Raw genomic sequence first — 15,693 nt, 5'->3', positions numbered from 1 at the left:
TTCTGATCACTCGATGTTCAAGTTTTTTTCTGTCATTCCTGCGAAAGCAGGAATCCACTGCTTCCGGAAGCGTGGCCTCTGCCCAGAATGGATTCCTGCTTTCGCAGGAATGACAGGGTTTTTAGTCGAACCGGGTCAAAAAACTTGAACATCGAGTGATCAATATTTCTCAAATTCGTCATCTGAGGTAACGCCCTTATTTTCTTTATTGCCCATATTGATAACATATTCAGAAAATCTCTCTGGCCGTTTTATACTGGGTGGCAAAGTTTGCTTTGTTTTTTTATCATGATCCCAATTTCCTGTATATGCGATCCACGATTTTTTTTCTCCTCTGATAGTATTCCCTCCGAAAAATTCTATGGTTTTTTGCAATTCCTCTGCCTGAGCAGACATTTCTTCGGAAACACTGGCGTTTCCCTGGATAATCAGGTCTAATTCCTGAATCGCCTTGTTGATCTGTTCAGCACCATTGCTCTGTTCATTGCTTGCAGTGCTGATTTCCTGAACCAGCTCGGCTGTTTTCTGAATATCCGGGACAAGCCTGAGCAGCATTGCGCCCGCATTTTCAGCAATCGCCATACTGGATTTTGAGAGCTTGTTGATTTGATTGGCTGCTTTCTGGCTCCGTTCGGCCAGCCTGCGAACCTCGGACGCGACCACGGCAAAACTTTTACCATGTTCTCCGGCTCTGGCTGCCTCAATCGCGGCGTTCAACGCTAAAAGATTTGTCTGGCGGGCAATCTCCTCGATAATCGAAATTTTTTCAGAAATTTCTCTCATGGCTGTCACAGTTTTTTCTACTGCTTTTCCTCCTTCACGAGCATCCTCAGCAGATTTTAATGCAATTGTTTCGGTCTGCCGGGCATTTTCCGCGTTCTGGCTGATGTTAGAACTCATCTGTTCCATGGATGAAGAGACTTCTTCTGCCGAAGCCGCTTGTTCATTTGCTCCCTGGGACAGTTGCACAGAAACAGAATTAATGTTATCTGTTGCCACTGTTATGCTGTTTATCTGCTTCATTATTCCACGGGTAATAAGAAACGCCGCTCCTCCGCCGACAACGATTACAATGGCCAATATGATAAGCAATATATCTCCTATCGTTTCCAAATCTGAGATCAGGATGGTGATTTCCCTGCCCGCGTCCTTTTGCTCTTTTGCAACAATCTCCTCTAAAATACTTTCCATTCTGGCGAAATAATCACGTTCCATTCTGTCAATGGCAGCAATTGCGGCAACTTTGTTCTGAGGATCATATCTCCGAAATATTTCTTCGCCTTCTTCTTTTATTTTCAGATATAACTCCTCAACTTTGTTCAGTGAGGCAACTTCATTTTTCTTTTGTTCCAGGGGTCTGAGTTTGCTCAGATAAACTGCGAAAGATTTGGTGTTTGATACAAAATCTTCTTTTTCTTCGGCTTTTCCGTCAACATACCTTACAATATTTTCCAACATATCTCCGGCTTCGTCAATCAGTTCCAGATAATATCGAACCCCCGGAAGATCATCATTCATTGCTTCTTCAAGGTCAGTGGTTTTTTGAGAATCACGAAGGTCCTCTTCTTTTGACTGGTCCAGAATTTTTTCAAGTGTATGACCATATTCATTTTCAATAATATCCATGCGGGTTCTGGCCCACTTCTCTGTTTCAGGATCGTATTTGCCGAACACTTTGTCTCTGGCAACACTCACATAGCTTGATACAAGCTGTTCAATTTCATTTATTCGTTTAATGGCTTCAGCAGATGTTTCCAACGGTCTGATCTTATCAAAAAATGCTTTGAACTGTTTATGGTTTTCATCAAATTCTTTCCTTTCATCTGCTTCCCCCAGCAGATACTCAAGAAGATTCGAATTCATGTCTCCGACTTGTTTAAGCATTGCAAGAGAGTATATGGCCCCCGGAAGATCATCTTTTTCAATACCAATGGCATTGCGGGTAACATCGTCATTATACCTGGAGATTATTATACTCATAATAACAAACAGCATAATATAAACAAAAGAATTTAGTCCTAACTTCTTTGCAATTGTCATTTTTGTATTTTTCCTTTTCTGAATCGAGAAATTCTTTAAGGCCCAACATGATTCCGGCATAAGGAACTTGGAAAAAATTTACTGGCAGCAGATCGAAAAATTTTGGCTTGTGTTATAACATCCGAGTTTCATAAGAATCCCAAGTCATGCAAAAGCAGAAGGCTTTGTGCGTCAGTGTGTTCACAAGCCGGAGCTTCGCTGTCATTAAGTTAAAATAGAATAAAATAAATTTTTATGACGTTAAATTGATAGTGCAAAACCGAGTCACTGTCTCTACAAAGTAAAAAAAATAAATATATTATACATGTTTTACCGCGAGAATACCAGACAAGAAATTCAGTAGCTTCAAAAAAATTTAATTTGTGAACGTTTCTGTGATACAGGAAAAAATATTTTTTTGTATCAAATAAAATTAATAAGTTAAGATTGAAAGTCAGTGTCATCACAGGAAAATTTACAGCACCGAATATCTCGGACAGGGTTGCAGTCTCTGTCTTGCAAAGTTTCGACAGGCTCAACGAGCGGTGCTTTCTGTTCTCAATCTACTATTATTCCAATAAAACAATAAGTTATAATCCAAATATGATGGGAATGGGACATTATCCCAGGCTATATGAATTCGAAACGCGGGTGCTTGGACATTCGAGCTGTTTTTTGGAAACGCGCCCGGAAACATCGGGGCACAGGGAGGAATCGCAATTTTAAAAAGCAAAAAAAACAGGGCCTGATCAATATGCTCAGGCCCTGTGATAAAACAACATAAGAAATCAGATTTTAAAAAAACCCGGTTTCCATATTTACTTAGAACAATCCGCTGACCTTACCTGTCTCAGTATCCACATCAATTCTTCTGAATGCGGGGTTGGAGCCGGTTCCAGGCATCAGACTGATGGCACCTGCACAGGGACACAGGAATTTTGCGCCGGAATAGATCAGCACGTCACGGATCGGCAGCGTCCAGCCCTTGGGAACGCCCTTCAGTGTCGGATCATGGGTCAGGCTCAGATGGGTCTTCACCATCATGGTTGCAAAGTCTGCATATTTCGGATCATTTTCCAGCATCTTGGCTTTGGCCTCGGCTTCGGGCTGCCATGCCACACCGTCAGCACCGTAAACCTCTTTGGCAATGAGTTCCACGCGGTCGCGCAGTTTCATTTCCAGCGGATACAGGAATTTGAAATCATTTTCTTCATTACATGCATCAATAACAGCATCAGCAAATTCCAATGCGCCGTCGCCGCCCAGTTCCCAATGTTTGGACTCGGCACAGCGTGCGCCTGCCGCCTCAGCAGCTTTACGGACAACAGCACATTCTTCATCTGTATCAGTGTAGAAACGGTTGATGCAGACAACCGGGTTGATACCGGCTTTACGGATCACGCCGATCATGTGAACCATGTTCTCGCAGCCCTTTTCCACCAACGCAATGTTTTCTTTGGTGTATTCTTCGGGGAGGGCCTTTCCGGGAACGACCTTGGGGCCGCCGCCGTGCATTTTGAGGGCGCGAATGGTGGAGGTCAGAACGGAAACATGGGGTTTCAGTCCGCTGAAACGGCATTTCACATTCCAGAATTTTTCAAAACCGATGTCAGCCGCAAATCCGGACTCGGTGACATGATAATCAAACAGTTTCAGACCCACGCGGTCAGCGATGATGGAGGACTGGCCCACAGCGATATTGGCAAACGGTCCCGCATGTACCATACAGGGATTGTATTCAGCAGTACACATCATTGTCGGGTTGATGGTGTTACGCATGAAAGCGGTCATGGCGTTACCCACTTCCAGATCACCGGTGGTTACAGGTTTGCCGCTCTTGTCAAAGGCAACGGTGATGTTGTTCAGACGTTCTTTCAGGTCCGCCAAATTCCGGATAACAGCAAGAATGGCCATACATTCGGAACCCACAGCAATACCGAACTTGGACTGCATGGTGAAACCATCAAAACGGCCGCCCATACCAATAACAATATTTCTCAGTGCCTGGGCACAGAAGTCCATGATCCAGCCCATTTCCACGCGGGTGGGATCAATATCCAGACGGCGCATGCCTGTCAGTCTCTGCAACTGCTCATCATTATAGTTCCGCTCATGCTGCATACGGGAGGTCATCGCGACCATAGCGAGGTTGTGAGCGTTCATAATATCATTGATGTCACCGGTGAGACCCAGGGAGAACTCAGTCATGGGGATCAGCAGGGAGTTTCCGCCGCCGGCTGCAGTTCCCTTGACGTTCATGGTGGGGCCGCCGGAAGGCTGACGCAGGGCACCGCCGACATTCTTGCCTCGTTTGCCGAGACCTTCCATCAGACCGCATGAGGTGGTGCTTTTGCCTTCGCCCAGGGGCGTGGGGGTGATAGCGGTAACTTCAATATATTTTCCATCGGGTTTGTCTTTGAGACGATCAATGATTTTCAGAAAATCAAGTTTGGCCAGCCTGCCCATGGGAAGGATTTCATCTTTTTCAAGACCCAGTTTGTCCACCCATTGCTCGGGGGTGGGCATATTTTTTTCAGCCTCTTCGGAAATCTGCCAGTCGGCCATTTCTACTGCGTTGTAAGACATTGATTTAATTCTCCTTTAAGTATTAATATATTGTTAATAATACAAAAACCACGTCCTCTGCTTTTTTGTTGAATAAGTCCTTTCAAATCAAGGACCTATTTGCTTGTTATTTTTTTCTGTAACCTGAAAAAAGATTCTGTATCATGTGAAATATGATTTGGCAAGAAATAAGTGATCGTTATCATATTTTTGTGCAAGCAACGCTTATCTCTTGAAAAAAAATGCTAAAATTGTATTATATTCTTTATTTTTCAGATCAGGCGTCGTATCAAAGACCGGAACTTGAAGTCAGCAGATTGAAAAACAATGAAAAATATATCTGTTATATCCTGATTCGGACGGGCAAATCCGAACAAGCTTCACCGGATTTGTCACCATGGCGGGAGCATTTTCAATCAATGCTTTTGAATAAACGCTCATGAAAAAGTCGGGTTTTTCGCCCCCGGTCACGAAAATATTGACAAATAAAAAAAACCGGCTTTTCAAAATGTATTCAATGCTTTTGAAATAAACGCTCATGAAAAAGCCGGGTTTTTCGCCCCCGGTCACGAAAATATTGACAGATAAAAAAACGACTTTTCAAAATGTATTCAATGCTTTTGAAATAAACGCTCATGAAAAACCCGGGTTTTTCGCCCCCGGTCACGAAAATATTGACAGATAAAAAAACGACTTTTCAAAATGTATTCAATGCTTTTGAAATAAACGCTCATGAAAAACCCGGGTTTTTCGCCCCTGGTCACGAAAATATTGACAGATAAAAAACCCGGGTTTTCAAAATGTATTCAATGCTTTTGAAATAAACGCTCATGAAAAACCCGGGTTTTTCGCCCCCGGTCACGAAAATATTGACAGATAAAAAAACGACTTTTCAAAACGTATTTTCACGGTAAAATAAATTCAGAGTTGAGAGGTTTTGAAAACCTCTCAGCTTTTTGATACCGGAAAAACTTTTGTCCGTTGCTATGAGGTAATATCATGCTCAAACTTTTCCGTAGTTGGTTAAATCAGTATTTTGCCGATCCCCAGGTGATTATCCTGGGTTTTCTGCTTTCTCTCGGATTTGTGCTTATATTTATTATGGGGGATATGCTGGCCCCGGTGTTTATAAGTGTTGTCATCGCGTATCTGCTCGAAGGAATGGTATCCAGGCTCCAGCGTTTCAGAATGCCGCGGCTGGCTGCTGTGATAGTGGTGTTCTTATGTTTCATGGCCTGTATTGTGGTCATGATTATCGGACTGCTTCCGCTGCTGTCAGAGCAGATCGGTGATCTGGTTCAGAAACTGCCTTCAATGATTGAAAAAGGCCAGAAACTGGTCATGAACCTCCCTGAAAGATATCCGGGGTTTATTTCCAGGCAGGAACTGGAAGAAATTGTGAATTCTTTAAGCTCGGAACTCACCGGTTTGGTAAAATCAAAGCTCACCAAAGTGGTTCAGGGAATTTTTTCCTTTTCCCTGGCTTCTGTGAAGAGTATCATCACGTTTCTGGTATATTCAATTCTTGTTCCCCTGATGATCTTCTTTTTTCTGAAAGACAAGAAAGATATTCTGGAGTGGGTGGCAGGTTTTCTTCCCAAAGATCGGGGCCTGGCAACCGAAGTCTGGAACGAGGTGAACAAGCAGACTGGAAATTATGTGCGCGGTAAGATATGGGAGATCCTTATTGTATGGGGTGTGACCTATTTCACCTTCAGGTTGTTTGAACTGGATTTTACCATGCTGTTATCATTATTTGTGGGGTTGTCCGTCATTGTTCCCTATATCGGCGCGACAGTCATGTTCTTACCTGTGGCGCTGGTCGCTTACTTTCAATGGGGATGGGGCGCGGATTTTGCTTATATAATGGTTGCCCTGGGCATCATACAGGCATTGGACGGGAATCTGCTGGTCCCCCTGCTGTTTTCCGGCGCAGTGAATCTCCATCCGGTGGCAATCATCATTGCAATCCTGGTGTTCGGGGGACTTTGGGGACTTTGGGGATTGTTTTTTGCCATACCTCTGGCCTCACTGTCTCATGCTGTGGTCAAAGCCTGGCTGACAAAGGAGCAAATAATACCCACAGAAGACTGATAAGAATTTGCGAACAAAATTTTACAAAAGGAGCCTCATGTGGAAACGTTTAATGCAATCGCTGTTCTGATCACCCTTGCCGCAGGATTTGCCTATGTGAATCATCATTTTATTAAGATGCCAATGTCCATTGGCCTGATGCTGATATCACTGCTGGCTTCCCTGGGGCTGATCATCATGGAGCAGTTTGATCTGCCGGTACGGATTTATGCGGATTATCTGATCGGCAGTATTGACTTTACGCGGGTACTGCTAGAAGAGATGCTCGGATTGCTTTTGTTTGCAGGTGCCCTGCATGTGAATCTCAATGATTTGGATGAGCAAAAATTGGAGATCGGCATTTATGCAAGTTTCGGCGTGATGACGTCAACGATTCTTGTGGGGCTTGCGGTGTACGGACTGAGTTACTGGATCGCACCGGGGCTGAGACCTGTGGACTGTCTTTTGTTCGGCGCGTTAATCTCACCCACTGATCCCATCGCGGTGCTGGGAATTCTGAAAAAAGCGGGCGCGCCCAAGGCGCTGGAAACAAAAATTGCAGGTGAGTCCCTTTTCAACGATGGCATCGGTGTTGTCGTGTTCCTGGTGCTTCTCAGATTTGCCACTGGTGAAGCTGATATGAGTTTCGGATCTGTGGCTGCTCTTTTTGCCAAAGAAGTCGCGGGCGGGGCAGCTTTTGGCCTGGGAGCGGGCTATGCAGCTTATCTTATGCTCAGGAGCGTCAATAATTACCAAGTGGAAGTCATGGTCACGCTGGCATTGGTCATTGGTGGTTATGCCCTGGCTTCGGCCTTGCATATTTCAGGACCGATTGCCATTGTGGTGGCAGGACTGCTGATCGGCAACCAAGGGCGGCGGCTGGCCATGTCCGACACCACGAGAGATCATCTTGATACCTTCTGGGAACTGGTTGATGTCATTCTCAATGCCCTGCTTTATGTGCTGATCGGTTTGGAGGTTCTTGTGCTGACCCTGAATCAGAGTTACCTGCTGGCCGGAATGATTGCGGTTCCGGTGGCGCTTCTGGCCAGACTGATAAGCGTGGGCGTTCCGGTCAGAATACTGCGGCGATGGCGGCGTTTTGCTCCGAATGCTGTTATTATTATGACCTGGGGAGGACTTCGCGGGGGCATCTCCGTTGCCCTGGCCCTGTCGCTTCCGGATCAGTGCCAGCGGGAACTGATTCTCACGATGACTTATGTGGTTGTGGTGTTCTCAGTGCTGGTTCAGGGACTTACGATTAAAAAACTGGTCAGATGACGGGGCTGAAATGGCAAGGATATTTTCATAGAAATTTCCTGTTGATATGGTTGGAATTTTTTTTATACTATTTATTTGAAAAATATCAAGAAATAAAATATAGGGAACTCAAAATAAATAATATACCCGATACAAAAAATGTAGGGTGGGTTACGCTTCGCTTCACCCACCCTACATCCTTACATCCCTGAAAATGTTACATCCCACACTTAACCACTTTGCTTCAGTAAGTGATTCAATGTATCTTAACAAAATAAAAAAAGAAACACCATCCGGACATGACAAATCCGTCAGACATATTTCTTTAGACCCGCTGCCATCCGAAGGAGCAGAGACTTTTCATGTAAAAACGCTGTCCTCTCAGTATGTTGAAACCGATGGTGAATCGCAAATGGCAAATGGCAAATGGCAAATGGCAAATGGCAAATGGCAAATGGCAAATGGCAAATGGCAAATGGCAAATGGCAAATCCCAAATCACAAATCCTGAAGCTTATTACAGCATGGGGATTGCGTTAAAAAACCAGGGGAAATCAGATGACGCGATTTCGTGCTTTCAAAAGGCATTGCAATTAAACCCTGATTTCGCCGAAGCTTATGTTTTTATTGGTAATATCATCCAGGCTCAGGGAAAGTCAGAGGAGGCCATTTCCTGCTATCAGAAAGCATTGGATATCAAACCGGATTTTGCGATTGCTTACAACAACATGGGGAATATTGTCAAAGACCTGGGCAGGCCGGACAAAGCCATATGGTGTTATAAAAAAGCCTTGGGATTAAAACCGGATATGGGGTCAGCTTGCAATAATCTTTTTTTCCAGCTTCAACAGATTTGCGCGTGGGAGGATTTCAGAGACCTGGGAGTCAAGGTTGACAACCTGACAAAACTATCCCTGAACAGAGGAATAAAAACAGATGAAGACCCTTTTGTAAATCTGACAAGACATGCTGATCCTGCATTGAATTTCGCAGTTGCCAAATCACACAGCGATAATATTTCAAAATTCATCTCAGACCTGAAGGTTAAATTTTCGTCTGAGAAGAGGAAAAAGAAGGGTTCCTCAAAGATTGTTCTCGGTTATCTGTCAAAAGATTTTCATAATCATGCCACGGCCCATCTCATGCTCGGCTTATTTCGATTGCATAACCGGGAGGAGTTTGAGGTATTCTGCTACTCCTACGGAAAGGATGACGGGAGTTATTACCGAAGGCGAATTCAGGCGGATTGTGATAAATTTGTTGATTTGTATGATCTGAGCCATGTTGACGCGGCAAAGTGCATTTATAAAGATGGTGTTGATATTCTCGTTGATCTGAAAGGATACACATGGGGCAACAGATTGGAGATACCTGCCCTCCGTCCCGCGCCTGTCCAGGTCAGCTATCTTGGTTTTCCCGGCACAACAGGAGCGGATTTTTTCGATTACATTCTCACGGACCGCATTGTGACACCTGAGAATCAGTCTGGTTTTTACAGTGAAAAATTCGCTTATCTGCCAAACTGCTATCAGGTCAATGACGGAAACCAGAAAATTTCAGATAAAAAATGGAAAAAAGCGGATTTGGGATTGCCTGACGAGGGATTTGTGTTCTGCTCGTTTAACCGGCCTTATAAAATTGAACCACTGATGTTTGACATCTGGATGAGAATTCTTCAGCAGGTTCCGAAAAGTATTTTATGGCTGCTTTTGGGAAACGAAACTGCTGAAAAAAATATAATACAGGAAACCAAAGCAAGGGGCGTGAATCCTGCCAGGCTCGTTTTTGCCAAAATGCTGCCCAAAGATGAGCATCTGGCGCGTCATAAGCTCGCGGACCTGGGGCTGGACACCCGGATTTATAACGGGCATACAACCACCAGTGATGCTTTGTGGGCAGGTGTTCCGGTGATCACACTGCAGGGCAGTCATTTTGCCTCCCGTGTGTCCTCAAGTCTTCTGACAGCTATCGGATTGCCTGAACTGATTACTTATGATCCGAAAACATATGAGCGTCTTGCCGTAAGATTGGCAAACAATCCCGATGAACTGCAAGCCATACGACTGAAGCTTGAAAAAAACCGTCTGACCGAACCGCTTTTTGATACCCCTCGGTTTACCAGAAATTTGGAAAAAGCATACAAAGAAATGTGGAAACTCGAAACTCGAAACTTGAAACTTGAAACTCGAAACTTGAAACTTGAAACTCGAAACTCGAAACTTGAAACTCGAAACTTGAAACTTGAAACTCGAAACTTGAAACTCGAAACTCGAAACTCGAAACTCGAAACTCGAAACTCGAAACTCGGAACTCGAAACTTGAAACTCGGAACTCGGAACTCGGAACTCGGAAGCCGGAACTCTGGCCCCAAGCCCCAAGCCCCAAGCCCCAAGCCCCAAGTTTCAAGTTTCAAGTTTCAAGTTTCAAGTTTCAAAAAAGCGGTTCAGTTTCATCAGGCCGGGAGATTGCAGGAGGCCGAAGAGATTTATAAAAAAATTCTTGAGACGGATCCTGATCATTCGGGTTCTCTTCATTTTCTGGGTGTCCTCTCACATCAGACGGGTCAGAATGACAGGGCCGCGGAGCTGATCCGGAGGGCTGTCCGCATTTATCCTGATGAGCCATATTATCATTTTAATCTTGGCTGCGTATTTCAGGCTCAGGGCAAATTCAATGATGCTGTCTCATGTTTTCAGAACGCGGTTCGGTTAAAGCCGGATTATTTTGAAGCTTATACAAACATGGGGAGCGCTTTTGAAAAACAGGGGAAATTGGACAACTCACTTTCATGCTACAGAAAAGCGTTGGAAATGAAACCGGATCTGGTTGAAGCATATAATAACATGGGGAGCGTATTTCAGGCTCAGGGCAAATTCAATGATGCAATCTCATGTTTTCGAAGGTCCCTGAAAATCAGGCCGGACAACCCTGATACACATAATAACATGGGGAATGTTTTCGGTGTGATGAGCAATACCAATAAAGCGGTCTCATGTTTTCAACGGGCCGTGCAGTTAAAGCCGGATTATTTTGAAGCATACAACAATATGGGAAAAGCATTTCAAAACCAGGGTAATTTGGATCACGCGCGCTCATGCTTCCAAAAATCGCTGGAACTCAAAAAAGACCATGCGGAAACGCACTGTTATCTGGGAAATGTTCTGTCTGCCCAGAATTTATTGGATGATGCCATGAAGTACTACCGGAAGGCATTGGATATCACGCCGAATTTTTCAAATGCCGTTGCCGGGCAGGCAGGTGTGTTTATGAAAAAAGGAGAGTTTGACAGGGCGCATCAATGTCTTCTGCCTCTGATCCGATCCGGGTCAAGGGATGTCGTTCTCATCATAGCTTACGCGCAGCTGGCCGGCCGTTTTAATCATCGTTCTGAGGCTGTTGATCTGCTGGAGGAGATTCTGGCCCATGGCAGAATCGGTTTTGGCGAAAAATGTCAGATCCATTTCAACCTCGGGAAGCTCTATGATGATCTTGGCGAGTATGATGCCGCATTCCGTCACTATCGCCAGGGCAACGAACTAAAACAATGGCCTTTTGATTCCGGACAGCACGAAGCGTACATCACCCGGATGATTTCACTCTATGATCCGAAGCAGAAAACGCTTCTGCCGAAAGCAGGCAATGACTCGGAAATGCCGGTATTTATTCTGGGGATGCCGCGTTCAGGAACCACATTGACGGAGCAGATTCTCGCGAGTCATCCTCAGGTTTTCGGAGCAGGCGAACTGACTGATATCGGAAGCATCGCACACCGCGTTCATCTCTCGCCAAACAGCGAAATGCCTCATCCGGAACATCTGAGATCAATATCAGGTGACGTTCTTGACGGATTTGCAAATCACTATTTGGAAAAATTAAAAAAGCTTTCAGATAATTCGCTTCGGGTGACAAATAAAATGCCGCAAAATTTCCTCTATATCGGACTGATCTCCCAGCTCTTTCCCAAAGCAAAGATTATTCACTGTGTAAGGGATCCCAGGGATGTTGGTTTGTCGGTCTATTTCCAGAATTTTCTGGGCAGCCATGACTATGCATTTGATTTGAAGAATATTGCCGCGTATTACAATCAGTATAAGCGAATGATGCGACATTGGCGGGATGTCTTCGGCGTCCATATGCTGGAGGTGCGGTATGAAGAACTGGTTCTCAGCCAAGAAGCCATGACCCGGGAGATGGTGGCATATCTCGGACTTGACTGGGATGAGCGGTGTATGGATTTTCACAAGTCAGAACGGTCGGTTATCACTGCCAGTTATCAGCAGGTTCGGGAGCCTGTCTATACACGGTCCGTGGGGCGATGGAAAAATTACGAAAAATATCTGGAACCTCTGAATGAGACAATATGATACGCTCTGTTTTTTTTAATAATCTTTTTCATCTATTCTTCTCATTCCCTCCATTAAAAGCCACATGAAATCTTCCATTTCCTCAGCTTGTATGTCCTTCAAAGGCAGACCCGGGGTAAATTTAAATCTGCCCTCCTTTTCTCTCAATATCTCATAAAAGGCTTCTTTGTCCTCTTTGTTATTATATTCAACTCGTACAAGCTGTCCCTCTCTGAAGGAAAGTAGCGCGTTTCCTTTAGACAACTGTAAGCTTAATACGCCGGTTTTCTGGTTTACATTCAATGTCTGAAGCAGCTCCGAAGGCGGCATTTCAGAAAGCATTCCCACCATTCCGGAAGAAAATTCCTCTGATCTTGCAAGATTTATTTCAGCCATCCTCGCCGCAAGCAGACGAGTGAAGTACATTTGGAGAGAAGGATATTCATTTAAAATTTTCTTAAAATCTCTGCCATTCAGATATAAAACAGTCACAGGTTCCAAAACTTTTATCGTGGCACCGACAGGATTACCGCTGAGAAGGCTCATCTCGCCAAAAACTTCCCCGCTTCCCATAAAAGCAATACTTATGCCTGCCTCGCCTAAAACTTCGATTCTTCCGGACACAACAATGTACAAATTTCTCCCTGGATCCCCTTGTCTTATAACAACATCCCCTGTGGTAAATCGTTTGCGATGCAGAAAAGAGACAATGTATTTGATATCCCTGTCATGAAGGCTTTGAAACATTGGGAACGTCGCCAACAAGCTGACCATGGCATCTTCATCGTCTCCGATTTTATCCAAGGACACAGGGACAGGCTTTTCCTTTTGATATTTTAATCGGATCATTCCCGTACATCCGCTGCATTTGAACGTGTATCCAGTACGGCTGCCCATTTTTTCATATTTCATATGAACTTTCATGATATCTTCGAGAAGTATAAGACAGGCAGCTTTGTCACGAGGAAATAAAAGGGATTTTTCTGATAATATTAATTCATCCTCAAGATTATAAAGCGGACAGCCGTTATCTCCGATAATTTTATATTTAATTTGATCCGGAGGCTGGGGGAAATTTATGCTCCTCATTTCTGTATCAGATGTGAAAAATGGCTGATGTTTATTGAAGTTACTAACGCCCTTGGTTTCTTTTTCCGGAAAAGCAGCACAAATATCGTGAAACATCTGGTCAAATACTTTCTGATATGCATGGGTCTCTTTCCAGTGAGAGAAATCAGTCAGATTGGGAATATCTGCTGCCCATGTCTGTTTTGTGTCTATCAGCAGGCCTGAGTCCAGACACAGGGGAAACAATATGATATTTTTATGTCTGCGTTCTTCCTGAAAAGATGTCTGCATTTCCTGTTCTATCCACGGGCTGTTAATTGAGTGTTCTGAAATCACCATCAGCAGGGCCGAATGGGGAATGCGAAATATGGAATGCGAAATATTCGGTGCTGTTTTTTCGGTTCTGCACTCTGTCCAGCAGCGGACATCTTTGTTACAGAGATCAATATGCAACTGTTCCGCAAATGCCTGATCCTCAGCAGAGTAACTGATAAAACAGGAATAAAACCGGACAGGCTGTTCCGTGATCACTTCCATATAATTGATAAAATCATCCGGAACCCCGGTTCCCCGGAGAAAAACCCCCGGGATGTTCCCCCCGGACCGATATGTGGTGTTAATATCAATACTCGAAGGTCCGTAATGCCGCAGGGTATCCAGTCCTTTTATCTTACTGAGATCAACATTGGCAAAAGTACTCCATTCCACAATACTCTCGGTGAAGTCCGTATGGTTGAAAATTGCATGGCTAAAGTCAGTATGACTGAGCTTCACCTTCAACAGCTTCGCATCGCTGAAATTCGTGCCCCGGAAACTCACTTTGGTCAGAACCGCATGACTGAGATCCGCCTCGCTGATATCTGCTTCGTCGAAAACAGCGTCCGTGAGGTCCGCTCTGTTAAGGTTTGTTCCCCATAGTTTCGCTCTTCTGAGATCCGTCCTGGCCAGATTTGCCCCGCTGAAGTCAACATTTGTGAGATTTGCCCCGCTGAAGTTCGCATTTTTGATATGCGCCCCGCTGAAGTCCGCAAAGCAAAGGTCTGCTTCACTGAAATCTGCCCCGTTAAGCTTTGCCTTACTGAAATTTGCCTCCCAGAGATTTGTTTTGCTGAGGTTCACTCTGCTGAGGTTTGAATGACAAAGGTTTATGTTCGACAAATCAGGCTTTTCCGTAGCATTATTTTTCCTCCACTTATTCCAGGCACTCACTTCTTTTTTGATGAGATCAAGGTGTTCTTTTTTTGCCATGAAAATTCCTTCGTAATTATATCCGCTTGAGCTATGATTATTTTTTATATGAAAGGGGGCCAAGGGCCAGGGGCTATGGACCAGGGGAGGCTTTCATTGTTTGTTTTGACCGAAGGCCATATCTGTTTATATGAAAGTCAGTTATGATTTGTCATTGGTGATTTGTGATTTGTCCTTTGACATTTCGTCATATACCCCCGGATTTCATGGTCCGTTGTGATGGCTGGCAGGTCATAACGCACCATGAAACCCGCGGCAGAAGACAAATTGCAAATCACAAATCACCAATGACTTTCATATAAACGGCCATGATCTGCCGGTCACAACGAAGTATGAAAGTTTTGCAGTTTTTCCTAACACTTAACACTTAACACCTAACACCTGACACTTTCATATAAACGGCCATGAGCTGCCGCCCACAACGAATGATGAAAGTCTCTGCAAAAAACCGCTTCGCTCTATTTTTGCACTCCGGACTTTCATATAAACGGCCATGTCCTGACGGTCACAACGAAGTATGAAAGTTTTGAAGTTTTTCCTAACACTTAACACTTAACACCTGACACTTTCATATAAACGGCCATGTCCTGACGGTCACAACGAAGTATGAAAGTTTTGAAGTTTTTCCTAACACTTAACACTTAACACCTGACACTTTCATATAAACGGCCATGAGCTGCCGCTCACAACGAACGATGAAAGTTTTGCAGTTTTTCCTGACACTTAACACTTTCATATAAACGGGCACGAACCATGAAACCCGCCCCCTAGCCCCTGGCCCCTTTCATAAAAAAATTTATCCCTGATCATGAAAAACTAAATTTTCAGATCATGTATTTTTATGGTAAACCAATATAATTTAATATTCAACTTAGTTTTTAAGAAAAAAATTGAGGGACATATCTATTTTGTAAATCTCAATCCAATATTTCAATCAGTTGTAACAGTTTTTGATATCAGGAAATTTATAAAAAACTCGATGTTCAAGGTTTTTTCCACTGACTGAATTCGTTGCCAATTTTTAATCCGGGATATTATCCGGGGTGTATGTGTGGCATTTTTATATAGTCAGGTACAAAAAACTTGAACATCGAGAAAAAAAGTACAATATTCTGAAT

The 15,693-nt window shown here is 44.0% G+C and carries 6 protein-coding genes; 3 read left to right on the top strand and 3 right to left on the bottom strand.

The features are described from left to right. Positions 1-159 precede the first annotated feature (159 nt). Positions 160-2,040, bottom strand: coding sequence for a methyl-accepting chemotaxis protein (locus dnm_RS22885; RefSeq protein ID WP_246556064.1), 1,881 nt, complete (start codon positions 2,038-2,040; stop codon positions 160-162). Between the two features lie 801 nt (positions 2,041-2,841). Next, a complete protein-coding gene (locus dnm_RS22880; RefSeq protein ID WP_207679207.1) occupies positions 2,842-4,605 on the bottom strand; it encodes a formate--tetrahydrofolate ligase in 1,764 nt (587 codons plus the stop codon). A 978-nt stretch (positions 4,606-5,583) separates the two neighbouring features. Between dnm_RS22880 and dnm_RS22875 the strand changes: the two genes are divergently transcribed. The 3 genes from dnm_RS22875 (at position 5,584) to dnm_RS22865 (ending at position 12,280) form a co-directional block, all read left to right on the top strand. Further along, positions 5,584-6,678, top strand: a complete 1,095-nt coding sequence (locus tag dnm_RS22875; RefSeq protein ID WP_207679206.1) for an AI-2E family transporter — start codon at positions 5,584-5,586, stop codon at positions 6,676-6,678. Positions 6,679-6,717: 39 nt separating this feature from the next. Continuing rightward, positions 6,718-7,938: a cation:proton antiporter gene (locus dnm_RS22870; protein WP_207679205.1), complete on the top strand. Its 1,221-nt coding sequence runs from the start codon at positions 6,718-6,720 to the stop codon at positions 7,936-7,938. A 238-nt stretch (positions 7,939-8,176) separates the two neighbouring features. Continuing rightward, positions 8,177-12,280 (top strand): O-linked N-acetylglucosamine transferase family protein, encoded by a 4,104-nt coding sequence (locus dnm_RS22865; protein WP_207679204.1) that lies wholly within the window; start codon positions 8,177-8,179, stop codon positions 12,278-12,280. Positions 12,281-12,295: 15 nt separating this feature from the next. On the opposite strand, the gene dnm_RS22860 is transcribed toward dnm_RS22865, so the two are convergent. Then, positions 12,296-14,575, bottom strand: coding sequence for a pentapeptide repeat-containing protein (locus dnm_RS22860; RefSeq protein ID WP_207679203.1), 2,280 nt, complete (start codon positions 14,573-14,575; stop codon positions 12,296-12,298). Positions 14,576-15,693: the final 1,118 nt, after the last annotated feature.

Source organism: Desulfonema magnum (assembly GCF_017377395.1).
Lineage (GTDB): Bacteria > Desulfobacterota > Desulfobacteria > Desulfobacterales > 4be13 > Desulfonema_C > Desulfonema_C magnum.
Note: the sequence above shows the minus strand (reverse complement) of the source record. Positions and strands in the feature narration are given on the sequence as shown.